The sequence below is a fragment of the Mucilaginibacter sp. GW821-FHT07H05 genome (assembly GCF_059418485.1).
In genome coordinates, this window is record NZ_JBWKPY010000005.1 from 140,018 (window position 1) to 164,802 (window position 24,785).

A 24,785-nucleotide genomic window follows, 5' to 3' on the forward strand; every position below is an offset into this window, starting at 1 on the left:
TACACACCATTTATTTAAGTAAACACTGCTTTCGTCATCGCAAGGTAAACGGACGGTCATCAGTTAATCAAATGATTAATTAATCATTAATTCTGTTACGATTAAACCTAATTTTGTTCAGCAAATCAAATAAATACAAACAAGGCACAGCATTTGCATCTATCACAATACCATGAAATACATCACAGAAAAAAACAGGCAGATCAAACGCACCATCATCGATTGGATGCTGTTTAAGGGGCCGGAATTGTTTATTACCATATACGGTAAATAATAATTAGTAAATTTGCTTCTTTATGCAGATAGAGAAGTTAGACGTCCATAGAAACAGGATAGAGAAGCTTTACGATAAAGCTTATGATTGGATGCTGGACCACGGACCCAGCATTATAGCCGGACTGATCATATTATTAGTCGGTCTGTGGCTCATCAGGGTACTAAAAACCCGCATACTTGCGCAGATGAGCAAAAAGGAAGTGCATTCTTCCTTACAACCCTTCTTCCTTAGTGTTAGTATTATTGGTTTAAATGTATTGCTTATCGTATCGGTAATGCAAATATGGGGGTTTGGTATCTCTCTGTTTACCACCGTATTGGGGGCATTTACCGTAGCCGCAGGCTTAGCATTATCAGGCACCTTTCAAAACTTTGCCGGTGGGATACTGATACTGTTACTGAAACCCTTTGAGTTAGACGATAGCATTATTGCACAAGGACAGGATGGTAAGGTAATATCCATCCAGATATTTTACACCGTACTGCTTACTGCCGATAACAAAACGGTAATTATCCCCAACGGCAAGCTGTTTAACGAGGTAATTACCAACGTAACCCGCGAGGGTAAGCGCCGCCTTGATTTTGAATTGAAGCTGGAATACGCGGCTGATGTGGACAAGGTAAAAGAGGTAATTAACGCGGCGATTAAAAAAACAAAGAACATACTAACTACACCGGCCTCCAATGTTGGGGTAATCGCGCTGGAACTGGATGGGATCCGTTTTAGTGTTAAGGTTTGGGTTGAGCCGGCTTATTTCCTTTCGGCCAAGCTGGAATTGCAGGAGCAGGTAATTAAAGACCTGAAAGCCGCCGGTGTTAAATTGCCGGGCATGGCTTTGCCCGCATCCCCGCCGCCTGTGGAGGGTGCAGCTGCTGAAGAAAATCAGGCCTGATGCCGTCTCGTATTTCCACATTGATTTTAGGGGTTTAACATCCAAACAATTTGTAAATTGCACCTGATGCATAGAGAACAGATTTCGGTATTTGATATATTTAAGATCGGGATTGGCCCGTCGAGCTCGCATACACTTGGGCCCTGGCGCGCCGCGCAGCAATTTGTACAAACGTTGCAACAGCAGGCAGTGCTGGGCCTGGTTACCGAAGTAAAGATACAGCTGTACGGATCGCTGGCTAAAACAGGCCGCGGCCACGGGACTGATATTGCCATACTGTTAGGCCTTAGCGGCGATGATCCGGTTACCTTTGATGTAAATGCCATTGATTATAAAATATCCCAGATCAAAACTAACCATCAGCTGGTATTGGGCGGGCAGCAACAGATCAATTTCTCGTACGATGATGATTTAATGTTCCTCTTTCTGGAAAGCCTGCCTTTTCACCCTAACGCGGTTACCTTCCAGGCTTTTTTAAACAACGGCAGGGCTGTGTCCGAAACCTATTATTCCATAGGAGGGGGCTTTGTGGTAAAGGATGGCGATACCGGCCAAAGTAAAACCGAGGTAGACCTGCCTTTCCCTATCGAAACCGCCGGCGACCTGCTGCACTGGTGCATTAAAACGGGCCTCAAAATATCCGGGGTAGTGATGGAGAATGAGCTGGCCTGGCGCACCGAGCAGGAAACCCGCAGCGGTGTGCTCAATATCTTCAGGGTGTTGAAAGAGTGCATGTACCGGGGTTGCCATACCACCGGCCATTTACCGGGCGGGTTGAACGTAGCCCGCCGTGCTGCCAGCCTGAACAAACGCCTGATAGGCAATGCCGTTTATACAAATTTCGACGAATGGTTGCTGGCTATCCGTAACACCGGCAGCGGCTTTAAAAATATATTAGACTGGGTAAGCTGTTTTGCCCTGGCTGTTAATGAAGAAAATGCCTCTTTCGGCAGGGTGGTGACCGCCCCCACCAATGGTGCCGCGGGTGTAATACCGGCGGTGCTGGGTTATTATATCATCTTTTGCGATAGCTATGACGATGATAAAGTGATCCAGTTTATGCTGACCGCATCAGAGATTGGCAGTATTTTTAAAAAGGGCGCTACCATATCGGCCGCTATGGGCGGTTGCCAGGCCGAGATTGGCGTATCATCTGCCATGGCCGCCGCGGCGCTGACCGAATGCCTGGGCGGTTCGCAACGCCAGGTATTAATGGCCGCCGAAATTGCCATGGAACATCATCTGGGCATGACCTGCGACCCTATTGGCGGACTGGTGCAGATCCCTTGTATCGAACGTAATACCATGGGCGCCATCAAAGCCATCACTGCATCGCAACTGGCCCTGCAAACCAATCCCGATAATGCCAAGGTTAGCTTAGATGCCGTAGTAAAAACCATGTGGCAAACCGCGCAGGATATGAACTCGAAATACAAAGAAACCGCGGATGGAGGCCTGGCCATCAATATCCCCATCAGTTTACCCGAGTGTTAGTTAGTCATTAGTCATTTCGCTGCGCTGTTGCGAAGGCGAAACCTTTTTTTCTGATACCTTTTGCCTTTCCGCTTTCACCTTTCAGCTTCTTTTTTGCGTAATATTGCGGCGCAATGATCAACGCTTTCAGGAATTATAACCCGATCAATATTTTTTGGCTTGCCGTACTGCTGGTTATCCTGCGGGTATGCTATTTGTATACTGCCCCGGCCCAGGTTAATTTTGTTTTGGTCGAATCGTTTGCCCGCTCGCTGGTGCCCCTTGCCGATCATACCACCCTGCCTTTACCTGTAAATATGCTGTTGGCCGGCATTATTGTATTTGGGCAGGCTTTGTTGTTAAATTATGTGGTTAACTTTTATAACCTGTTAAGCAAGCCGTCGTTTTTGCCGGCCTTAATGTATATCACGGTTTCCAGTCTGTTTACTCCGTTTTTAACCATTAGCCCGCCGCTTATCTGCAACTTTTTGGTTATCTGGATGATATTTAAGCTGCTGGCCTTTTATAAAAGTAACGATGTAAAAGCCATCGCTTACGATTTGGGGATGATTGTTGCGCTGGGCAGTATTTTTTACCTGCCCTTTATCTACTTTTTTTTAGTGATATGGATCGGTTTGCTCATCTTCAGGCCATTCGACTGGCGCGACTGGATAGCCGCTATAATGGGTTATGTTACCATCTTTTTTTTCCTGGCCGTATTTTATTATCTGACAGACCATATCCAAAACTTTTATAAAATATGGCTGCCGCTTGGTACCCGTTTTCCGGCCCGCATCAAAATACTTAATTACTATAATTACCTTTTGCTGATACCTGTTGTTATCATCCTTATCCTCGCTTTTTTCAGGCTGAGGGGTAATTTTTTCAGAAGCTATATATTGGTACGCAAATCATTCCAGCTGTTTTTTTATAGTTTTATTATTGCCGCGCTGGCTTTTTATATCAAAACCGATTTTAAGCTGAACCATTTTTTACTGTGCGCGGTGCCCGTAGCCATCTTTTTTTCCTATTATTTTTTGTATGCCACCACCCGCTGGATATACGAAACTTTGTACTTTTTGCTGTTTGCCGGTATCATTTATTTCCAGTTTAACACTTTTTAACTCTTACATTCTTTCAGGTTACCTGCGTTATATTAGCTTTGTAGCATGAAATTTGGCGTAATTACATTCCCGGGGTCCAATTGCGATGCGGACATTATTTATGTTTTAGAGAAAATAATGGGTCAGCAGGTGGTCCCTTTATGGCATAAGGACCATGATTTGCAAGGTGTAGACTTTGTGATCCTGCCTGGTGGTTTCTCTTTTGGCGATTATCTGCGTTCTGGCGCTATTGCCCGTTTTTCGCCCATTATGCAGGAAGTTATCCGTTTTGCCGAACGTGGCGGTTATGTATTAGGTATCTGCAACGGTTTCCAGATCCTGACCGAAGCCGGCTTATTGCCCGGCGCTTTATTGCATAACAGCAACCGCAAATTTATTTGCCGTAATATTTACTTAAAGCCGCAAACCCGGCAATCGTTATTAACCGCGCAGCTTAATCCCGATCAGGCATTTAAAATACCTATTGCCCATGGCGAGGGTAATTATTTTGCCGATGCGGATGTATTGAAGGCGATTAATGATAACGATCAGATCATGTTCCGCTATTGCGACGAGGCGGGCAATATCACTGCCGATGCCAATCCAAACGGATCTATCGAAAACATTGCCGGCGTAACCAACGCTAACCGTAATGTATTTGGCTTAATGCCGCACCCCGAGCGTGCCTCGGATACTTTAGTAGGTAACCAGGACGGCCTGGCTATTTTTGAATCGATATTGTCGCTGGTTAAAGCTTAAATGACCTGCCTGGTTATAGATATTGGTAACAGCTATACAAAGGCAGCGGTTTTTGAAGGCAGGGAACTGCTGAAAGCAGAACATTATAAAGCACTTGATATACAACAGCTGAAGCAGCTGATAGCCGGCCGCGATATCGGTAAAGCCATTATCGCTTCGGTAAAAAAGGAGAAGGATAATTGGGAGGATGATTTGAAGGCCGAGATCCCGGTAGTGAATTTTACAAGGGAAATGGCCGTAACCATTAAAAACCATTACCGTACGCCGCATACACTGGGTATCGACAGATTGGTAGCAGTTATGGGGGCGCATAGTTTATATCCCGGTACAGATAACCTGGTGATAGATGCCGGTACCTGCATCACTTACGATTTTGTAGATGCCGGTGGAAACTACTACGGCGGCAGCATATCGCCGGGTTTAAATATGCGGTATAAGGCTATGCATAATTATACATCGGCTTTACCGTTAGTAAGTGCAGACGAAAGTTTTAGCCGCCAATTTGGCGACGATACCGAAAGCGCAATGCAATCGGGGGTGCAAAATGGCATCAAACATGAATTAACGGGCTTTATAAACAGCTATAAAAGCAGCCGGCCCGCTATGAATATGATATTAACCGGGGGCGATGGGATTTTTTTTGATACGCTATTAAAAAATAGCATCTTTGCCCCCTATATTAAAAATGAACCTTATTTGGTTTTAAAAGGATTAAACGCAGCGATACAACAGCATAATGATTAAATACTTCAGGGCTTTAACTGTTTTCTTACTGTCATTAGCCGTAACAACGGCCATGGCGCAAACAACCGCAACTACCAGTTCCCCTTATTCAAAATATGGTTTAGGTATAATCGATCCCATTTTGCTGCCCCAAAACGTAGCTATGGGTGGCATAGGTACTGCTACTAACCAAATAAACGGTTATAATAGTGTTAACCCGCTAAATCCGGCTTCCTATTCGGCTTTACGGTATACGGTTATTGATGCCGGCGTATACACCAACTTTGTATCGCTAAGCAAAACAGGTGCTGCCAATCAAACCAATTCAAATTTCAGGTTCAGCCATATCACTTTTGGTATGCCTGTAACTAAAAATTCGGGTTTAAGCTTTGGTTTATTGCCTTACAGCGAGTTAGGTTACCGGTACAAGCAAACGTTAAGCCGTGGTTTTGGCACAGGTTCGCCCACAGATACCAACGTAGTAAACAGCATTTACAGTGGCGAAGGCGGCTTGTCTAAATTTTATCTCGGTTACGGTATCAACCTTAACAGAAACCTGGCTATAGGCGCCAACGCATCCTACATATTTGGTAACCTGAAGCAGTATAGCTCAACCGAGTTCCCCGAACTTTATGGCGCCTTTAACTCGCGCCAGGAAAGCAATAATGTAATAGGCGGCTTAAACTATGATTTCGGCGCGCAGTACACGGTTCGTTTTTCTGACGAACGCCGTATGATATTTGGTTACAGCGGTTCGGCGGCAACCAAACTTAACAGCCAAACCAGCTTTGTAGTAAGCCAGTATGTAACAGATTTTACAACCGGCGATGAAAACTCGGCATCGGATACTGTTGTTAACAGGCAAAATCCAAAGGGCAAAATTCAATTACCGTTAATTAACCACTTCGGCGTATCGTACCAGGTTGACCATAAGTTTTTAGTTGGCGCCGATTACAGCATGGGCAATTGGTCTAAACTTACGGTAAGCGGGGTAAACCAGGGTATGCAAAACAGCCAAAGCCTTAACATTGGCGGGCAGTTTAATCCTAACTCAAACTCTATACACAGCTACTGGGCCCTGGTTGATTACCGCCTCGGCGCGCACTTTGATAAAACTTATGCTAACGTAAATAACCAGAGCATTAATCAAATGGGTGTCACCTTTGGTTTAGGCTTGCCATTGGCAGCTAACGGTACCAGCTTTTACAAAGTAAACTTTGCGGCCGATTTGGGCCGGCGCGGTACGTTGAGCAATGCGCTGGTGAGAGAAACTTATTTAAATATCCATTTAAGCTTTACCGTGAACGATAAATGGTTCACCAAATATAAGTTCGACTAACCCCTCTCTTGATATGTGCAGGCAGGCAAATTATTTGCTGTATGTTTTACTAACGGCGGTAATCAGTTCGCTGTTATTGTTTAGCGCCTGTACAAACGATCTGAAAAAAATTCGGGAAATATCGGCCAAACAGGTGAACAGCCCGGCAGATACCACCCGCGGTGTCGACATGATCTTTAGCGACTCGGCTAAAGTAAAGGCCCGTGTAATTAGCCCATTGATGCTGGAATATCAGTTAAGTAAAGAAATTAAGCAGGCTTATACCAAAATGCCCAAAGGGATCAGGATCATTTTCTTTGATACCGACAAATCTGAAATGGGCAACATTATTGCCGATACCGCTTATTACTACCCGGCTACAAAAGTTTTCCTGCTGTTAAAAAATGTAGTGGTTACCAGCGCCAAAAAAGATGTTTTTACATCTGACGAGTTAAAATGGGATCAGATTACCCATAAAATTACCTCCAGTAAGCCAATTAACGTAAAAATGGCCAACGGTAATATTGTGCATGGCACATCGCTGGAAACCAACGAAAAATTTGATCCCTATACTATTCCTAACCAAACCGGGATCATTTACATCGACCGCAAACTTGGGCAATAGCAGGCTTTTTTTAATATCAAAATTGTGTTATAGATTTTTACTAAAAATTGTATCTTGCGCCCTCTTTTTAAACGAGTTAATATTTTAAAGATTATATGGGTATAATGAATTTTTTGCGGGAACGGATGGGAAAGATCCTCGCAATTGTGATTGGATTGGCGTTGTTTGCTTTTATTGTTAGTGAGGTTGCAAGATCCGGCAGCTCATTTATGGCTGATTCGCGCAACGAAGTTGGTGAAGTATCAGGCGAGAAAATAGCTTACGATCAGTTTTCAAAAAAGGTTGATCAAAATACTAAGAACTTTTTACAGCAATCGGGCCAAAGCCCTACGCCACAAATTACAGGCTACATACAGGAAACTACCTGGAACCAGGTTGTAAGCGAGATCATTCTGAAAAAAGAAATAGAAAAACTGGGTTTAGTGGTTGGTACTGCCGAAGTGCGTTCGATGATCAGCGGAAACAATCCGCACCCGCAAATTATACAAGCGTTTGGCGATCCTAAAACCGGTCAGCTGGATAAGCAAAGGTTAAACATGTTCCTGTCTAATATTCAGTCGGCGAAAAAGGGCGACCCAATGAAAGAACAATGGGAATCTTTTGTAACCTCGATGGTAGAATCAAAAAAAGCGGAAAAATACCTGGCTATTGTACGCAATGGTTTATACATCAACTCGCTGGATGCTAAAGACGATTACGAAGCAAAAAACAAACTGGTTAACTTTAAGTATGCCCAATTGGATTACGCTTCTATCCCCGATAACAAAGTTGTTTTAACCGACGATGATTACAGCAGTTACTATAACGAGCATAAAGCACAGTTTAAAAACCCGCAGGAAGTGCGCAGTTTTGAATATGTTGCTTTTAACGCTTCTCCATCAAAAGAAGATAGCGTAGCGGTTAAAACGTCTATTGATAAAATAGCCGGCGAGTTTAAAACAACTACAAACGATTCGCTTTTTGTACAGATCAATGCCGAAACCAAATCGCCATTAGTTTATCAACATAAGGGACAACTGGAGCCCAAGCTTGATTCGGTAATGTTCAGCGCTGCAAAAGGGACTGTTTACGGGCCTTATTTTAGCAATGGTAGCTATAAGGTAGCCAAGCTGGTTGATAGCCGCGTAGGCCCCGATTCGGTTCAGGTAAGTCATATCCTGATCGATCCTGCTGCCGAAGGTGGCGTTGATAAAGCAAAGGCTAAAGCCGATTCCATTAAAAAACTGATAGTAGGCGGCGCATCATTTGCCGAGCTGGCTAAAAAATATTCTACCGATAAAGCTTCGGCTGAAAAAGATGGCGAAATGCCCGCGTTTGGCCGTGGCCAAATGGTGCCTGTTTTTGAAGATGCAGCTTTTGACGGCAGCAAAGGAGAAATTAAAACGGTAATCAGCCAGTTTGGTGTACACATTTTGCGTATAAACAAGCAAGTGGGATCGTCAAAAGTGGTTAAGGTTGCTATTGTTGATAAACCTTTGGTTGCCAGCAATACCACGCAGTCTGCCGCTTACGCCAAGGCACAAGCGTTCCTGGCATCATTAACAAAAGATAACTTCACCATCCAAAGCCAAAAGCAAGGCCTGCAAATTAAAAAGGCCGAAGATGTTAATGGCGTAGCAGCGGCATTACCTGGCCTGGATAACGCGCGCGAAATTGTGCGCTGGGCATTTAAAGCCGATAAAGGTGATTTTACCGATCAGGTATTCACTGTGGGCAACCAGTACGTTATCCCGCGTTTGGCCGAAATTAAACCTGCCGGCACCCTATCGCTGGAGTCTGTTAAAAAACAGATAGAAGGTGAAGTACGTATTACAGTTAAAGCAAAACAACTGATAGCTAAATTTGAAGCAGCCCTGGGCGGTGCAACATCAATTGATGCGGTAGCGCAAAAAGTAGGTACAGTATCAGTGCCGGTTCAGAATATCGTTTTTGCTAACCCGGTTATCCCAGGCCTGTCGGCCGAGTATAAGGTAGTAGGTACGCTGTTTGGTTTGCAATTGCACAAATTGTCTAAACCTATACAGGGCCAGCATGGTGTATACGTAGTAATGGCCGAAGGCTTTATTAACCCTGCACCGCTTAACCCGGCATTAACTCAAAAGCAACAGGCAACAGTAGCGCAAAACTTACTTCAGCGTGCCGATAATCTGGTATTTGATGCACTGAAAGATAAGGCTAATGTAAAAGATTACAGAGCTAAGTTGTTATAACATTAAATAAAGTAATTTTGTATCCGGGATAAGCGTTAAGCCTATCCCGGATTTTTTTGTTTAGCGGGGGATTGTTATTATGGAAATACAGGAGAACTTTGTTAATAAAGTGGCCCAAAGCGGTTTGGTAACGCTTGATCCGGCTGCGTTTTACCCCGCGGGCGAACGGGTAGTATATGATATTACAGATAACCTGTTCCACGGATTAATGCTGAGGGAAAAGGATTTCAGGGAATTTGTTAAAAACCACGACTGGACGCAATACCAGGATAAAAATGTAGCTATCACCTGCACTGCCGATGCTATTGTGCCCGCCTGGGCCTATATGCTGCTGGCTAACCGGATGGCGCCTTATGCACGCGAAGTTGTTTTTGGTGATGCTGCTGTATTGGAAACCGTTTTGTTTGAAAAAGCAATGGCCGGTGCCGATCTGGAACAATACCGGGGACAAAGGGTCGTTATAAAGGGCTGCGGCGATACCGAAGTACCGGTATCGGCTTATGTTGAGCTAACTAAAAGGCTTACACCTATTGTAAAAAGCCTGATGTTTGGCGAGCCATGCTCAACCGTGCCTATTTATAAACGTAAGGACTAAATTAAATCCGTTAATGAAATTTAAACTCACCGTATTTTTTCTAATCGCTTTTAATTATGCTTTTGCCCAGGGCCTTGTCAAAACAACCGACGAGACTTTTAAAATTGGCGAACAATTAAATTATAAATTAAAATACGGCTTTTTTACGGCTGCAGAGGCTCATTTAAAGGTTGAAGAATCGGATATTAAATTTGATGGGCGGCCTGCTTACCATATTATTGCCGATGGTAATACGGCCGGCACCTTTGATGTTTTTTATAAAGTGCGCAACCGGTACGAAACATTTATAGATAAAGCCACCCTGCTTCCTTTTTTGTATATCGAAAACCGGCACGAAGGCAACTGGAACCATACCGATAAAGTAACATTTGACCATAAAGATGGAAAAATAGTAGCCAATAAAGGCACTTATCCATTTAAAGGGCAGGTTTTTGATTTCCCGTCGGCCTATTATTTTGCCCGTTGCCTGGATGTTACCAAAATGAAGGTGGGCGAAAGGTTTGAACTGCGCTACTTTTTAGAGGATAGTATCCAAACGCTGGGGATTACCTATGTAGGTAAAGAAAAGGTTAAATGCGCTTTAGGTACCTTTAACTGTTTAAAGTTTAATCCTACCATTATACCCGGGCGCATATTTCGTAAAAACAGCAAGCTGTATTTATGGATAACTGATGATAATAACCGCATACCCGTAAAGGCGCATGTAGAAGTAATAGTGGGCAGCTTATCAATGGAACTAACTGACGCCAGGAACCTAAAGTATCCCTTAAACCCAGTCAAGAAATAATATTATGATAGAAGTTGGCAGTACCCTGGTGCATGAAGATGTAGTGAAAGAGAATTTTGTATGTAACCTTAGCCGCTGTAAAGGCGCCTGTTGCCTGGAAGGCGATTCGGGCGCGCCCTTAAATCATGATGAATTGGGGATATTGGAAGAGATATATCCCAAAGTAAAACCTTATATGACCCCTAAGGGCATAGCTACAATTGAGCGTGAAGGCACTCACGTAACCGATTTTGAAGGCGATTATACTACCCCTTGTGTAGATACCAATAAAGAGTGCGCTTATGTAACGTGGGAAAACGGCATTACCAAATGCGCTATTGAAAAAGCGTACGAGCATGGCGATATCAGCTGGAAAAAACCGATATCATGCCATTTATACCCGATCCGCGTTACTAACTACCCCGAATTTGATGTACTGAATTACGACCGCTGGAGCATTTGCAGCCCGGCTTGCAGTTTTGGTAACGAACTTAAAGTACACGTGCACGAATTTTTAAAAGAACCCCTGATACGGAAATACGGAGCCGATTGGTATAAGGAACTGGAAGACCAGATTGCAGGAATTTAGGGACGATTACCTTAGCAGATTTACCGGCAATGGATACACAACACCCTTATGATGTACAGTACATAACTACGTCGGCCGTTAAAATAGCGCTGGGGCTGCAAGCGCATCTATATACAGGCAATTTATCGGATGTACCGGATTGGGATTTTGCGGGTGATCATCCCGGCCCGCTGCAACAGCAAAACCATCAGGCTTTATTAAACATAACAACCCGTGATTTTATAAGGACGGTTTTTGCCATACTTGGTATTGAAATTGAATTCAGCGGGAAAAGCCATCACGAAAAAGGTGTGATCATAGATATAGACGAAGACAGGATAAACGGATTAGGGTTAAATACCGAAACCCTGAAGTTTGGACAGACTATTGTGAAAGTTGATCTGAATTACACTAAGGTACCTGAACCTGACCATGTATACAATGCATTAAAGATGCAGTTAAAGGAAAGTTCCTCTATTCCGGATAATCTTGAGAAGCTGATAAGTGAGATGTTATACAGCCATATTAAGGAGGTTAAAAAGGCAGGCTTTTGAAAATTGTGCGGGCTATAAAGGGGGCCAAAATTATAGTTAAAGCACCATTTTTGTATAAAAGACTAAATAGCGCCAATCAATTGTTTCCTTATACGCTTTTTTGTTAATTATTAATATTTATTATTAAATAATAATTTATTAATAATTCATTAATGATTAATAATTATCATGTGTGGAATATTTATTAACGTTAAAAAACGGTGCTGATACCGTTTTTTAACCCCCTTTTGTTTAAGCAGTAATTGTTTCCTTTGTATTTTAACTACAAAAGGGGTTGTGTTTAAATTAAAAAGCTGTTCGATAGTATATTCACCGATTTTGTAATTGTCTAATAATTAGCACTTTCTGTTTTTTTATTTAAAAATGTTTTTTTAAAGTATTTTTAACAAAACCACTGTTTTATTAAAAAAATGACATTTTTTTTAATTGTTTTATGGCTGGTTTTTAAACGATAGTATTTTTTTTATTTTATTTCTAATAATCTGATTATTGATTATATTTGTAAAAATCCAATGATTTTGAAAAGTTTTGCTAAAATATTATAATTAAATCGCTCTTACCATGAAAAAAAAGTTACTAATTAAATTTTCAATTATTGCAACTGCACTCTGGGGGACCAGTATGTGCGCGTTTGCACAATACCAAACCGTAAAAACCACTTTGGGTTTTAACGTAGGCACACAGGGTGTTGGTATTGAAGGAAAAACAGCATTAAGCAGCCGTTTTGATGCGCGTTTGGGAGTAAGTATTATTCCGATCAATAATATTGAAACAAGGCAATACCTTGGTAGTAACCAAACTACTATTGATCTTCGTCCACGTTTTTCAAATGTACATTTGCTGGCAGATTTTCGCCCGTTTGCATGGAATGCTAACAACCCGCTTACCGGAAACTTTAAATTAACAGCAGGTGCTGCTTATTTTATCAAGTCTGAAGGTACTGCTGATATTTCACTTACAAACTCTTATTTTTACGGGGATATCGAACTACCAAAAGAAGATGTGGGTGTGGTAACAGCCACTGCTAAATGGAGCCATTTTGCTCCATACGCGGGTTTAGGTTTGGATAATATCCCGGTATTTAACAACTTCCTTATAGGTTTTGAGATGGGGTCATATTACATATCTTCTCCATCGGCCTCCATGTCGGGAACAGGTTTTTTAAAGGATAACGATCAAAACCAACCTAAGCTGCAAAGCAATTTAAAATCATACAAGTTCCTGCCGGTTTTCCAGGTTAATTTCAATTTTAATATCAAATAAAGAAAAGTGATGAAAAGATTTATAACAAAATATTATTTCCTGCCGGCAGTAGCGTTATTGACGTTGATTTCGGTGGTGACGGTTAGATGTAAAAAACCGACGGATGGTATCAATATCAACGTAAATACATCAAATTTATTCCATTACACAGGTTTGGTGCAAATTGTTGACCCAAGCGGTAGCGTCCCTAACGGACTTTCCGTAGCAATTACCGGCGCCAATGCTGCTGCTATATATGGCATTGATGGCCGTAAAGCCATGTATGCTCCTGCGGGCATCATTTCATTTGCGGTGCACCCTAAAATGGAGCCAACTGCTTCAAGCCCACTAAAATTTAACCTTGTTGTTACCGGTTCGGGGTATTTACCATTAACTATACCTGTAACTATTACTTCAACCGATAGCAGCCAGATAATAAAAGCCAATATCCTTAATTTGACTGTTCCTACAGCAGGTGTTGGTACCGTTACAACTACAGCTACTACCGTAGTTGCAGGTACAGTAACTGCACCTATTACCGTAACTACACCAACTTCAGGCGGCCCAGAAGCTACTACGGTTGTAGTACCAACCGGCACTAAACTGCAGGATGCCGCCGGCAACACCGTTACAGGTAATAATGTAGCTATTAATGTAAACAACTTTAATACCTCACAACAGACCGCGGTTAACCTGTTCCCTGGTGGATCTTTAGTTGCTGCTAATATCTCCGGAGGATCAGCAACTTCAGGCGTATTCGTGCCTGCTGGTTTTGCAAACATTTCAATGACTGTTAATGGGACTGAGATCAAAAAATTCAGTTCACCTATAAATGTTACTATGACGCTTGACCCGGCGTATAAAGACCCAGCATCTGGTGCAACTATCGCCCCTGGCCAAACAATGGGTTTGTATAGTTATGATACGGGTACCGGTCAGTGGCAATTTGAACAAAATGTTACAGTAGGTGGCACGGCCGCAAACCCTACAGTAGCTTTTACAACAAGTCACTTAACTATATTTTCGATTGGTCAGCTACGTCAGGCTATTGCAGCACTTCGTATCTCGTTTGTTGCTTCTTGGCTTACAGGAGACCTGACATCTACTGTTCGTATGATTGTAGCTATTAATAATGGCCCGTCTTATAGTGTTTACGATCAAACATTCTCGCTTACTCAAACAAGTTTGGCTATTGATCTTCTTAATAAGATACCTACGCCAACTACAACTAACAATATTTCTTTCACTTTCCTAAGCTCTTCAGGTACAACGTTAGCAACAGCTACGCTTACCCCGGGCGCCAGTACATTAAATGTAACATTGTTGCCTCCTCCGGCTGGCCCGTTAACTGATTTGTTCCTGCAACTTGATTGTGGCGGGGCAGGAAGTAACAAGGTAGGTTTATTTACGCCGCCTGATTTTTACCTGTTGTACAAAAAGGCAGGCGATCCTGTTAACAACTATCAGATATTAGGACAGGTAGAAGGTGGTCACTTAATTACCCAGCAGTTGTTATCAACACAAAATTATGATTTTAAAGCTTCTTTGAACCAAAGTGTTAAAGAGGTACTAAACCATAGTATTGCCGAAAACATTCCAGCCAACCAAACAGTTGGTGGTGTTTTCAACGGAACTAAAATTCCTACTAAAAACCAACTTGATATTCAGTCGTTGTGTAATACACTACCATAGTACTGTTTAAAGTATAATATAAAGCCCCGATGTGTTCAATGCATATCGGGGCTTTTTTTATTAGTTTGTCTCTTCCTAAAAAAAATTGACTAAAACTAAGTCAACAATAGAAACCGAAACAATTACATCAAAAAAGGCACCCCCTCATCCACGATTCAGTTTAGCCTTCAAGAAACAAGCAGTAGCCGAATATGAAAGAGGCTTTTTGAACAAGAACCAACTACAAGAAAAGTATGTTTTGGGAGGAAATTCGACAGTATTGAAATGGTGCCGAAAGTATGTCTCGTCCTAAAAAAAGAAATTACGCTGTATGTGGAAACAGAAAGGTAATAGTTAGCTATCACCTTAAATTTAGAACAGAAAAAGGATGGGTATAAATCAGGAAGCGATAATGTGGGCGTTTGGCTTAATGCCCAATGATTTTACGCGGGCGGCAATAGCTGCAGCATCATATCCGCATTCGGCCCATAATTCGGGCTGTTCGCCATGTTCAATTACCTTATCGGGGATACCCAGGCGGATAACTTGCGCGCTGTAATTGTTATCGGCCATAAATTCAAGCACTGCTGTGCCCATTCCGCCTTCAATACAGCCGTCCTCAACAGTAATTATTTTAGTATATTTTTTAAATACTTCGTGCAATAAAGCCCCATCCAGGGGTTTAACAAAACGCAGGTCGTAATGGGCAGGGTATAAACCATCTGCATTTAATTGCGCGGTGGCTTTTACAGCTTCATTACCAATGGCGCCTATGGTTAAAATGGCAACTTCATCGCCGTCGCATATTTTGCGGCCTTTGCCAACCGGGATAGCTTTAAACGGACGCTTCCAATCAACCATAACACCACTACCGCGCGGATAGCGGATCACAAACGGACCGGCGTTATCCAATTGGGCCGTATACATCAGGTTGCGCAATTCTTCCTCATTCATAGGTGATGATACTACCAGATTGGGGATACAGCGCATATAAGCCAGATCGTAAGCGCCATGGTGTGTTCCGCCATCGGCACCTGCTAAGCCGGCACGGTCAAGGCAAAAAACAACGTTTAGCTTTTGAATAGCTACATCATGTATAACCTGATCATAAGCCCGCTGCATAAAGCTGGAGTAGATATTACAAAACGGGGTTAAGCCCTGTGTAGCCAGTCCGGCCGAAAAAGTTACCGCATGCTGTTCGGCAATGCCTACGTCAAACGCGCGGTTTGGCATGGCCTTCATCATTAGGTTAAGCGAGCTGCCCGACGGCATGGCCGGTGTAATGCCCATAATCTTAGGGTTCAGTTCGGCCAGTTCAATAATGGTATGCCCAAACACATCCTGATATTTAGGCGGCTGGGGTTTATCGTAAGTTGTTTTTTTGATCTCGCCGGTTATTTTATCAAACAAACCGGGGGCATGCCATTTGGTCTGGTCCTTTTCGGCTAAGGCATAGCCCTTACCTTTTACGGTAACACAATGCAATAGTTTAGGGCCGGGGATATCGCGCAGGTCGCGCAGTACTTTTACCAGGTGCTTTACATCGTGGCCGTCTATCGGACCGAAATATCTGAATTTTAAAGCCTCAAAGAAATTGCTTTGCTTAAGTAGCGTCCCCTTGATGCTTTTTTCTATCTTTTTAGCTATTTTAAACGCATCGGGCCCTACTGCCGATAATTTACCCAGTACGTATGCAATATCGTCTCTAAAGCGATTATATGACTTAGATGTGGTGATATCCGCCAGGTACTCCTTCAGCGCGCCAACATTAGGGTCAATCGACATATTATTGTCGTTCAGTATCACCAGGATATTGGAGTTTTCGATCCCGGCATGGTTCAGGGCCTCAAACGCCATACCCGCGCCCATAGATCCATCGCCGATAACGGCTACATGCTGGCGGTCGGTTTCGCCCTTGTATTGCGATGCCACGGCCATACCTAAGGCAGCAGATATAGAAGTGGACGAATGCCCTACGCCAAAGGTATCATAAACACTCTCCGAGCGTTTAGGGAAACCGCTGATGCCGCCCTGCAGGCGATTGGTATGAAACACATCGCGGCGGCCGGTTAATATTTTATGGCCGTATGCCTGATGGCCTACATCCCACACTAATTGATCGTAAGGAGTGTTGAGTACATAATGGAGGGCAACGGTTAATTCAACCACACCCAGGCTGGCAGCAAAGTGGCCGCCGTTTACCGATACCACATCAATAATATACTGGCGTAGCTCCTGAGAGATCTGCTCAAGCTCGTCCTCTTTAAATCGCTTTAAATCAGAAGGTTGATTAATGCTTTGTAAAAGTTGGCCAGCGGGTACCTGCATTATTATTAATATACGGATATTTAACTTACAAAGTAATGGAAATAATATTAAATATCATTGATTTTGGCGTTAATTATTGTTAATTACGTTATTTATAAGCAATTTAAATTCAATAGTTTATTTTTGGGTTTTCTATGACGAATCAGGATAGTTTCGAAATAAAATTACCCCAGTTTGAAGGGCCTTTTGATCTGCTGCTTTTTTTTATCGAGCGTGATGAACTGGATATCCATGATATTTCTATCACCAATATTACCAACGATTTTCTGGATTACCTGCACCAGATGACCATCCTGAATATGGAGGTGGCCAGCGAGTTTATTTTTGTGGCCGCTACGCTGATGCGGATAAAGGCTAAAATGCTGCTGCCCCGTTACGAAGCTGATGCCGAAGGAAACGAGATAGACCTGCGCGAGGAACTGATACGTAAACTGGTTGAATACAAAAAAATAAAACAGCTTTGTGAAGACCTGCGCCCCTTTGAGGACGAGCGTTTTAAACAGGAAAAACGCGGCAACGTTAAATACGACCTGGAACAGGTTGAGCGCGTAACCACTCCCGGCGAGGAACTATCCAGCATTAGCTTGTATAAACTGATGCTGACCTTTGAGCGGCTGAACAAGCGCTGGCTAACAAGGGTTGAGCCGGTTACCCATACGGTGGTGCAATATCCTTATACTATTGAGCGGCAAAAAAAAGCGATAAACGATTTGCTGCAGATTAATAAGCGGCTGGATTTTAAATCGATAGCGGGCAACTCTGATAATAAAGTGCATTTTGTTTATAATTTTTTAGCCGTGCTGGAAATGCTGCAGCAGGAGCTGATAGATATACAGGTAGGTTTAGGGTTTAATAATTTTTGGATAGCGCCCAGGGAGATATGAGATATGAGTATTGAGATTAGGATGTCATTCGTTTATATATGATTACTAAGCTACTATCTCAAATCTCATATCTAACATCTCAAATCTAAAACTTAACTTAGCCGCGTTTTAATAATATTATGAAAAGAGACAAACTGATATTTGAATTGTTAGATGAGGAACAGGACAGGCAGGAAGAAGGCCTGGAACTGATAGCTTCGGAAAATTTTGTAAGCAAGCAGGTGATGGAAGCCGCAGGCTCGGTAGCAACCAATAAATATGCCGAAGGCTTACCAGGCAAGCGCTACTACGGAGGCTGCCAGATTGTTGACGAAATTGAAACAATTGCTATTGAACGCGCTAAGCAACTGTTTAACGCTGCATGGGTTAACGTACAGCCGCACAGTGGCGCGCAGGCCAATGCTGCCGTTATGCTGGCGTGCCTACAGCCCGGCGATAAAATATTAGGGTTTGATCTGTCGCATGGCGGGCACTTAACCCATGGTTCGCCGGTAAACTTTTCGGGTAAATTATATCAGCCGCATTTTTACGGGGTTAAAAAAGATACCGGTTTAATTGATTACGAGCAACTGAAGGCCGTAGCCCTGCAGGAAAAACCCAAAATGATCATTTGCGGTGCCTCGGCATACTCGCGCGATTGGGATTATGCCTTTATCCGCGCCGTGGCCGATGAGGTTGGCGCTTTGGTACTGGCCGATATTTCGCACCCGGCAGGCCTAATAGCCCGCGGTTTATTAACCGATCCGCTGCCGCATTGCCACATCGTAACTACCACTACCCACAAAACATTACGCGGCCCGCGCGGCGGCATGATTATGCTGGGCAAGGATTTTGAAAACCCATGGGGACTTAAAACACCGAAGGGCGAAATAAAAATGATGTCGGCTTTGCTGGATATGGCTGTTTTCCCGGGTACGCAGGGCGGCCCGCTGGAGCATATCATCGCCGCCAAGGCTGTAGCTTTTGGCGAAGCTTTGAGCGAAAGCTATATGAAATACATACTGCAGGTAAAAAAGAATGGCGATGCCATGGCCAAAGCCCTGGTGGCGCGCGGCTATGATATTGTATCGGGTGGTACCGATAACCATTTGATACTGATAGATTTGCGTAATAAAAATATTACAGGCAAGGCCGCCGAGAACGCTTTGGTGCAGGCCGATATCACCGTAAACAAAAATATGGTGCCTTATGACGATAAATCGCCGTTTGTAACCTCGGGAATACGTGTGGGAACTGCTGCGGTTACCACTCGCGGAATGAAAGAAAAACAAATGGAGCAGATAGTTGCTTTAATAGACGGCGTGATCAATGCACCCGAAGACGAACATTCTTTGAAGAAAATACGTAAAAATGTGCATGCGCTAACGGAGAAATTCCCGTTGTATAAGTAAAAACAAAAAATCGTAGTGGCAGATCATCTTTCTATTCCTGGTAATGAAGAACAAAGACTTGAAGCACTAAGATCATATCAAATTTTAGATAGTGCGCCGGAGAAAGAGTATGATGCCATCACCCGATTGGCATCATACATTTGCCAGGCGCCTATAGCCATGATAGCCCTGATGGATGCCGACAGGCAATGGCTGAAATCAACCGTAGGGTTGAACGATTTTAAAGAAATAGCACGCAAAGACTCTTTTTGCGATCATATCCTATCCAGTAGTAATATTCTGGAAGTCAGGAATTTACTGGAACATGAAACTTTTTCGGATTTTAAGTATGTAGTTGGCGAGCCTAACGTGCGTTTTTATGCCGGCGCTCCGCTGATTGACTACAACGGTTTTAGATTGGGTACGCTATGCGTTTTAGACACCGTACCGCATACGCTAACAGACGAGCAACGCGATGCCTTACAGATATTAGCCGGCGAAGTGATTTCGCACCTGACACTGCGCAAGCAAAAAAGGGAACTGGAAGCAACCGTTTTAAAGCATAAGGAGTTTTTTAACCTCTTTAATAATTCGCCCGATATACATTGCATTATCAACAGCGAGGCTAAAATTGAAATGATCAATAACGCGGTAACCCCCGTTTTGGGTTACGCGCCGCACGAAGCAGCGGGGATGCCGATCTGGCAATTTTTTAACAGCCATATTGATCTGCAAAAACTGGCCGACCTGCAAAACGAGCCCGAAAAATACCGGTCTGCCGAAATTGAATCGGAAATAACCAGCCGTACCGGCGAGGTGAGATGGGTATGCTGGTCGGTAAGTCTTAAAAATGATAAATGGTATGCCAGCGGCCGCGATATCACCTATCAGAAAAAGCTATTGGCCGAACTGGAACAACTATCTGTTGTAGCCAGTAAAATAAGTAATGGCGTGGCCATTATGGATAAAAACAACCGGGCGGTTTGGGTAAACAGGGCTTTTACCAAAATTACCGGTTTTGAACCGGCCGAGGTGTATAATCAACTGCTAAGTGATGTGCTGAAGGGCGATTATAAAGATCCTGCTATCTTAGCTAAAGTAAATCAGCTGTTAAATACTAAAAAACCGTTTGAGATTGACCTGCAGATTGAAACCAAGAACGGCAACCTGGTTTGGATCTCCTTTATGAATTCGGTAATACTGGATGAGGACGGTAATATTGAGAAATACATTAAGATACTGGTTGATGTTACCGACCGTAAGATTGCCGAAAATGACCTGAATATACTTTCATTCGCGGCGCGTAAATCGCCAAGCGGTTTCCTGGTACGTGATAAGGAAACCCGGGTAACCTGGATGAATGAAGCCTTTGAAAAAATGACCGGCTACACGCTGGCCGAAATGAAGGGCAAAATATTTGGCAACCTGTTAATGGGCGAGGATAGCGATTTGAGTGTATATGAAAAAGCCCGTGACTTAATTGCGCAAAACAAACCTTACGAGGTTGAAATAAAAATATATAAAAAGGATAAAACGCCCATATGGGTATACCTGTCTAACAGCACCCTGTTTAATGATGCGGGCGAGGTTGACCGGCAAATAGCCGTAATGGTAGATATTACCGAACGAAAAGCATCCGAACAGCAGTTAACCATGTTATCTATGGTAGCCAGCAGTACGGTAAGCGGGGTGGTAATTAATGATGAATTTGGCCATGTAGAGTGGATAAATGATGCCTTTACCCGCATAACCGGTTATACCTTAACCGATGTAAAAGATTATCACCTGGGCGATGTATTAAAAGGTGAACTGACCGACGTAAGCATTATTGAAAAAACACGCGAGCTCTCAAAAAACAAGCAATCGTTTGAGGTTGACCTGCTGGTTTACCGTAAAGATGGCCAGCCGCTTTGGCTCTCGGTTATTAACTCGGTCATTGTTAACAGTAACGGTAAGGTAGAAAAGTATATCGAAGTTTTGATCGATATCACCGCCAAAAAGAAGGCCGAGATGGAACTGATTGCCGCCAAAGAAGAGGCTTTGCAGCTGGGCCGGGCCAAAGAGATGTTTATTTCGGTAATGAGCCACGAGATACGTACGCCGCTTAACGCGGTAATAGGCATATCGCACTTGCTGATGAAGGATAATAACCTGCCCGACCAGATGGAAAACCTGAAGGTGCTAAAATTTTCGGCCGATAACCTGATGATGCTGATTAACGATGTGCTGGACTTTACCAAAATGGAAACCGGCAACGTGCAGTTGGAAAAGGTGAATGTTAATTTACGCGAAATAGTGCAGGGGGTAGTTGCTACCATGCAATTTAAGGCCCAGGATAAGGATATATATGTTAAGCACGATATTGATGCCGGGATACCCGAAATTGTGATTGGCGATGGTACGCGCCTGGTACAGATACTGCTAAACCTGGCCAGTAACGCGGTGAAGTTTACCGACAAGGGCGGGGTAAGTATCGACTTGAAAATTGTGGAACAAACCGCCCAAACGGTGCGCATCAGGTTTGGTGTAACCGATACGGGAATAGGTATTGCACCCGACAAGATTAATACTATATTTGAACTGTGGAAACAGGCCGATGCTGATACTACCCGCAAATACGGCGGCACTGGTTTAGGACTGGCCATAAGCAAGCGATTAGTAACTTTACATGATTCGCGGATCAATGTTGACAGTGTTTTAGGGCATGGGTCAACCTTTTGGTTCACAATATCTTTCAATAAAGCTATTGATCAGTCAGTAAACAAAAACAACAAAGTGGAAGAAGGACTTAAAATTCATGCATTAGTGGTTGACGATAATCAGATTAACCGGTTATTGATTAATAAAGTATTAAAAAAATGGGGCGCTACCGCTGATTTTGCCGAGAATGGACTGGAAGCTGTGCAGAAAATACAAGAAAACCGTAACTACGATGTTGTACTGATGGATATCCACATGCCCGAAATGGGTGGACTTGAAGCTACAGAGATAGTAAGAAGCAAACAAGAACCTTATTTTCAGCAATTACCTATCATCGCGTTAACCGCGTCTATGCTGAACAGCCAGATGGACCAGATTGGCGCTGCCGGCATGAATGATTATATCCTGAAACCATTTGACCCGAAAACCCTGTTCGAGAAATTAAGCCGCTATCAAAAGCAATAAAAAAAGGCAGGATATTTTTCAATATGACCTGCCTTAACCAATTATAATTAAACGCTCCGAACACTTATACGGATACAGGTTTTTAAAAGTTCGATTTTTTTTTTAATTATTATTTAAAAAAAAATATTTGTGCCATCACGAATTTATTTCGGGACCTGCAATAGTATTTTACTCATTTATTATCGAGTTGTTCCGCTAAACCAATTAGAAGCCCTTCGGTTCCGCGGATATAGCAGAGCCGATACAAATCCCCGTACTGAACCACTTCGCCAACAAGATGAGCACCATGCCTGATGAGCCTGGTTACCAGGTCGTCAATGTCTTCAACAGTGAACATCACGCGTAAATAACCAAAAGAGTTTACAGGAGCAGTCCGGTGATCTGAGATAGCAGGCGGGGTTAAAAATCGCGAAAGCTCCAGCCGGCTATGGCCATCGGGAGTAACCATCATAGCGATCTCTACATTCTGAGAGCCCAGCCCGGTAACGCGACCAGCCCATTCTCCTTCAATTTTGGCTCGCCCTTCCAGCTTCAAACCAATCTCCGTGAAAAAGGATATGGCATCATCGAGAGATTCTACTACGATGCCGACATTGTCCATTCTTAATAATTTGTTCTTTTTCATTGATTTATCTATAAAAGGGATGATTTAACTCGTATATCTTACTCTCGTAAACATTCCCAACCTATACATCAGCAATTCAGTTTCAATACTATCGGCGCCTAAAGTAATTAGCCGGTAGCCAAAAGTGCTGTTATCTTTTTCAATCGCGTTAGCTTGTTTAATGATCTGGTATGATGATGCCGGGGTAACAATCTGGGTGATATTCAACTTGGTTTGCGTATCTGGCATGTGGTAATGCCCGCAAAAAATGGTAATCTGGTTTGGTGCGCTGCGTAATACATCTGCTATAACATCCCGCCCCTCTAAGGGATATTTCCGGTCTATCGGCGTATCGATATTTAATACCGGGTGATGGATAAACAGGATGATATTTTTATCGGTGAGCAACTCATGTTTTAACCATTGCAATTGGTTTGCACTTATCTTTTCGGTTGATGTGTCCAGGAAAATGAATTTATAGGCGGCTTCATCTGCTGTATAGTATAACGCTCCAAGCCCGGCATTATCAATATCGACATAAGCCGTGGCGTTTTCAAAGGTATCGTGGTTGCCCAGTATAAACCGGAAGTTGTAATCCTTTACCGATTGAAAGAACCAGGGGTAGGCACTGCTGGCTCCAATATCTCCGCCAAAAATAATTTCGGTGATACCCCGGGCTGCAATATCTTTTAAAATCAGTTGCCACTGCTTCCGGCTGTCCACACCCAGTTCTTCAAACAATCCCTCATCTAAATGGATATCGGTTACAAAGGCGATGGTTTTCATACATCAAATATAATAAGCCTAATGTCATCCCCAATTTATTATAGGAACCCATTTGCTTGTTAGTAATAAGTATAGCGCCATTGTTAATGGATGCTAAAGCAAGTTCAGCATAACAGATTATTGAGAATATTATTCGGCATAAGCAATGGTAGCAATGCTTAGCTTTAATCCGGGTACGGTAAGTAAAGCTGCCGCGCAGGCCTCCAGGGTTGAGCCGGTGGTTACCACATCATCAACCAGTAAAACATGCTTACCGGCTAACTGTGCCGGATTAGCCACGGCAAAAACATCCTGCATATTAACAGCCCGCTCAAACCGCGATTTATGGGTTTGGGTAGCCGTAGCTTTTGTGCGGATCAGGTTATCAGTAACCACTTTTGTGGCTAAAGTTTTAGCCATGCCTTCGGCAAAACAGGCGCTTTGGTTATAGCCGCGTTGCCGCAGCCTGCTCTTATGCAGGGGCACAGGTATCACCGCGTCGAAATTATTCAGATGATCGGCCTGCAGGCACTGCGCCCCGGCTATATGGCCAAGCTTGTTGCCAATTTGGGGTGTGTTTTTATATTTAAGGCTGTGCATAATATGCTGCACCTTCCCGCCTTTGGTAAAATAGAGCAGGGCATAAGCGGCATCTATATTAACCTTGCCCCAAAATTGCCGGGCCACAATATTATCGGGTTGTTTATGAAAATTAGTATAAGGTAAATTATACATGCAACCGGTGCAGATCAGGTCCTCATGCGCAACCAAACTATCCCCGCAGGCATGGCAAAGGTCGGGGAAGAGCAGGGAAATGAAATCGGCAAGGTAACGTCGCAATACCATGCCCTTAAGTTAAGCATTATTGGTGAATTTAGAAAATTACCATCATG

21 protein-coding genes are annotated in these 24,785 nt (G+C 43.2%); 17 read left to right on the forward strand and 4 right to left on the reverse strand.

The window, feature by feature from the left end; genetic code table 11:
- Window positions 1–296: 296 nt before the first annotated feature.
- The 14 genes from AC07M6_RS14640 to AC07M6_RS14705 all read left to right on the forward strand — a co-directional run bounded on the left by AC07M6_RS14640 (window position 297) and on the right by AC07M6_RS14705 (window position 14,797).
- Window positions 297–1,169, forward strand: a complete 873-nt coding sequence (locus AC07M6_RS14640; protein WP_494890618.1) for a mechanosensitive ion channel family protein — start codon at window positions 297–299, stop codon at window positions 1,167–1,169.
- A gap of 66 nt (window positions 1,170–1,235) precedes the next feature.
- Window positions 1,236–2,663, forward strand: coding sequence for an L-serine ammonia-lyase (locus AC07M6_RS14645; RefSeq protein ID WP_494890620.1), 1,428 nt, complete (start codon window positions 1,236–1,238; stop codon window positions 2,661–2,663).
- 113 nt (window positions 2,664–2,776) lie between these two features.
- Window positions 2,777–3,766 (forward strand): DUF6427 family protein, encoded by a 990-nt coding sequence (locus AC07M6_RS14650; protein WP_494890622.1) that lies wholly within the window; start codon window positions 2,777–2,779, stop codon window positions 3,764–3,766.
- A 45-nt stretch (window positions 3,767–3,811) separates the two neighbouring features.
- The gene (purQ, locus tag AC07M6_RS14655) at window positions 3,812–4,504 is read left to right on the forward strand and encodes a phosphoribosylformylglycinamidine synthase subunit PurQ (protein ID WP_494890624.1); all 693 of its coding nucleotides are present in this window, start codon (window positions 3,812–3,814) and stop codon (window positions 4,502–4,504) included.
- A complete protein-coding gene (locus tag AC07M6_RS14660) occupies window positions 4,505–5,248 on the forward strand; it encodes a type III pantothenate kinase (RefSeq protein ID WP_494890625.1) in 744 nt (247 codons plus the stop codon). It abuts the gene before it with no gap.
- On the forward strand, window positions 5,241–6,566 hold the full coding sequence (gene bamG / locus AC07M6_RS14665) for a BamG family beta-barrel-assembly machinery protein (RefSeq protein ID WP_494890627.1): 1,326 nt from the start codon (window positions 5,241–5,243) through the stop codon (window positions 6,564–6,566). Before AC07M6_RS14660 ends, bamG begins: the two co-directional genes overlap by 8 nt.
- 13 nt (window positions 6,567–6,579) lie before the next feature.
- Window positions 6,580–7,170: an LPS export ABC transporter periplasmic protein LptC gene (gene lptC / locus AC07M6_RS14670; RefSeq protein ID WP_494890629.1), complete on the forward strand. Its 591-nt coding sequence runs from the start codon at window positions 6,580–6,582 to the stop codon at window positions 7,168–7,170.
- 104 nt (window positions 7,171–7,274) lie between these two features.
- On the forward strand, window positions 7,275–9,380 hold the full coding sequence (locus AC07M6_RS14675) for a SurA N-terminal domain-containing protein (protein WP_494890631.1): 2,106 nt from the start codon (window positions 7,275–7,277) through the stop codon (window positions 9,378–9,380).
- A gap of 79 nt (window positions 9,381–9,459) precedes the next feature.
- Window positions 9,460–9,975, forward strand: coding sequence for a DUF2480 family protein (locus tag AC07M6_RS14680; protein WP_494890633.1), 516 nt, complete (start codon window positions 9,460–9,462; stop codon window positions 9,973–9,975).
- A 13-nt stretch (window positions 9,976–9,988) separates the two neighbouring features.
- Window positions 9,989–10,762: a DUF3108 domain-containing protein gene (locus tag AC07M6_RS14685; RefSeq protein ID WP_494890635.1), complete on the forward strand. Its 774-nt coding sequence runs from the start codon at window positions 9,989–9,991 to the stop codon at window positions 10,760–10,762.
- A 4-nt stretch (window positions 10,763–10,766) separates the two neighbouring features.
- Window positions 10,767–11,330, forward strand: coding sequence for a DUF3109 family protein (locus AC07M6_RS14690; protein WP_494890637.1), 564 nt, complete (start codon window positions 10,767–10,769; stop codon window positions 11,328–11,330).
- 29 nt (window positions 11,331–11,359) lie between these two features.
- Window positions 11,360–11,863: a hypothetical protein gene (locus AC07M6_RS14695; protein WP_494890639.1), complete on the forward strand. Its 504-nt coding sequence runs from the start codon at window positions 11,360–11,362 to the stop codon at window positions 11,861–11,863.
- Between the two features lie 561 nt (window positions 11,864–12,424).
- A complete protein-coding gene (locus AC07M6_RS14700) occupies window positions 12,425–13,126 on the forward strand; it encodes a hypothetical protein (RefSeq protein ID WP_494890641.1) in 702 nt (233 codons plus the stop codon).
- A gap of 9 nt (window positions 13,127–13,135) precedes the next feature.
- Entirely contained in the window at window positions 13,136–14,797 is a 1,662-nt protein-coding gene (locus tag AC07M6_RS14705) for a hypothetical protein (protein WP_494890643.1), read from the forward strand.
- Between the two features lie 378 nt (window positions 14,798–15,175).
- Here the strand turns inward: AC07M6_RS14705 and dxs are convergent, their stop codons facing one another.
- Entirely contained in the window at window positions 15,176–17,104 is a 1,929-nt protein-coding gene (gene dxs / locus AC07M6_RS14710) for a 1-deoxy-D-xylulose-5-phosphate synthase (RefSeq protein WP_494890645.1), read from the reverse strand.
- 134 nt (window positions 17,105–17,238) lie between these two features.
- Here dxs and AC07M6_RS14715 point away from each other — a divergent pair, with 134 nt between their 5' ends.
- The 3 genes from AC07M6_RS14715 to AC07M6_RS14725 all read left to right on the forward strand — a co-directional run bounded on the left by AC07M6_RS14715 (window position 17,239) and on the right by AC07M6_RS14725 (window position 22,523).
- The gene (locus tag AC07M6_RS14715) at window positions 17,239–17,988 is read left to right on the forward strand and encodes a segregation and condensation protein A (protein ID WP_494890647.1); all 750 of its coding nucleotides are present in this window, start codon (window positions 17,239–17,241) and stop codon (window positions 17,986–17,988) included.
- A 119-nt stretch (window positions 17,989–18,107) separates the two neighbouring features.
- Window positions 18,108–19,379 (forward strand): serine hydroxymethyltransferase, encoded by a 1,272-nt coding sequence (gene glyA, locus AC07M6_RS14720; protein WP_494890649.1) that lies wholly within the window; start codon window positions 18,108–18,110, stop codon window positions 19,377–19,379.
- 15 nt (window positions 19,380–19,394) lie between these two features.
- Window positions 19,395–22,523: a PAS domain S-box protein gene (locus AC07M6_RS14725; protein ID WP_494890651.1), complete on the forward strand. Its 3,129-nt coding sequence runs from the start codon at window positions 19,395–19,397 to the stop codon at window positions 22,521–22,523.
- Between the two features lie 172 nt (window positions 22,524–22,695).
- Here the strand turns inward: AC07M6_RS14725 and AC07M6_RS14730 are convergent, their stop codons facing one another.
- The 3 genes from AC07M6_RS14730 to AC07M6_RS14740 form a co-directional block, all read right to left on the reverse strand.
- Window positions 22,696–23,148, reverse strand: a complete 453-nt coding sequence (locus AC07M6_RS14730) for a VOC family protein (RefSeq protein ID WP_494890652.1) — start codon at window positions 23,146–23,148, stop codon at window positions 22,696–22,698.
- 24 nt (window positions 23,149–23,172) lie between these two features.
- Window positions 23,173–23,913 (reverse strand): metallophosphoesterase family protein, encoded by a 741-nt coding sequence (locus tag AC07M6_RS14735; protein ID WP_494890654.1) that lies wholly within the window; start codon window positions 23,911–23,913, stop codon window positions 23,173–23,175.
- A 129-nt stretch (window positions 23,914–24,042) separates the two neighbouring features.
- Window positions 24,043–24,738 carry a ComF family protein gene (locus AC07M6_RS14740; RefSeq protein WP_494890655.1) on the reverse strand — a complete coding sequence of 232 codons (696 nt, stop codon included), beginning with the start codon at window positions 24,736–24,738 and terminating at the stop codon, window positions 24,043–24,045.
- Between the last annotated feature and the right edge of the window lie 47 nt (window positions 24,739–24,785).

Coding starts and splice junctions, on each gene's coding strand:
- glyA (WP_494890649.1), top strand. CDS start 18,108: ATGAAAAGAGACAAACTGATATTTGAATTGTTAGATGAGGAACAGGAC.
- AC07M6_RS14735 (WP_494890654.1), bottom strand. CDS start 23,913: ATGAAAACCATCGCCTTTGTAACCGATATCCATTTAGATGAGGGATTG.
- purQ (WP_494890624.1), top strand. CDS start 3,812: ATGAAATTTGGCGTAATTACATTCCCGGGGTCCAATTGCGATGCGGAC.
- AC07M6_RS14730 (WP_494890652.1), bottom strand. CDS start 23,148: ATGAAAAAGAACAAATTATTAAGAATGGACAATGTCGGCATCGTAGTA.
- lptC (WP_494890629.1), top strand. CDS start 6,580: ATGTGCAGGCAGGCAAATTATTTGCTGTATGTTTTACTAACGGCGGTA.
- AC07M6_RS14740 (WP_494890655.1), bottom strand. CDS start 24,738: ATGGTATTGCGACGTTACCTTGCCGATTTCATTTCCCTGCTCTTCCCC.
- AC07M6_RS14695 (WP_494890639.1), top strand. CDS start 11,360: ATGGATACACAACACCCTTATGATGTACAGTACATAACTACGTCGGCC.
- AC07M6_RS14660 (WP_494890625.1), top strand. CDS start 4,505: ATGACCTGCCTGGTTATAGATATTGGTAACAGCTATACAAAGGCAGCG.
- AC07M6_RS14705 (WP_494890643.1), top strand. CDS start 13,136: ATGAAAAGATTTATAACAAAATATTATTTCCTGCCGGCAGTAGCGTTA.
- AC07M6_RS14715 (WP_494890647.1), top strand. CDS start 17,239: ATGACGAATCAGGATAGTTTCGAAATAAAATTACCCCAGTTTGAAGGG.
- AC07M6_RS14640 (WP_494890618.1), top strand. CDS start 297: ATGCAGATAGAGAAGTTAGACGTCCATAGAAACAGGATAGAGAAGCTT.
- AC07M6_RS14685 (WP_494890635.1), top strand. CDS start 9,989: ATGAAATTTAAACTCACCGTATTTTTTCTAATCGCTTTTAATTATGCT.
- AC07M6_RS14675 (WP_494890631.1), top strand. CDS start 7,275: ATGAATTTTTTGCGGGAACGGATGGGAAAGATCCTCGCAATTGTGATT.
- dxs (WP_494890645.1), bottom strand. CDS start 17,104: ATGCAGGTACCCGCTGGCCAACTTTTACAAAGCATTAATCAACCTTCT.
- AC07M6_RS14650 (WP_494890622.1), top strand. CDS start 2,777: ATGATCAACGCTTTCAGGAATTATAACCCGATCAATATTTTTTGGCTT.
- AC07M6_RS14700 (WP_494890641.1), top strand. CDS start 12,425: ATGAAAAAAAAGTTACTAATTAAATTTTCAATTATTGCAACTGCACTC.
- AC07M6_RS14645 (WP_494890620.1), top strand. CDS start 1,236: ATGCATAGAGAACAGATTTCGGTATTTGATATATTTAAGATCGGGATT.
- bamG (WP_494890627.1), top strand. CDS start 5,241: ATGATTAAATACTTCAGGGCTTTAACTGTTTTCTTACTGTCATTAGCC.
- AC07M6_RS14690 (WP_494890637.1), top strand. CDS start 10,767: ATGATAGAAGTTGGCAGTACCCTGGTGCATGAAGATGTAGTGAAAGAG.
- AC07M6_RS14680 (WP_494890633.1), top strand. CDS start 9,460: ATGGAAATACAGGAGAACTTTGTTAATAAAGTGGCCCAAAGCGGTTTG.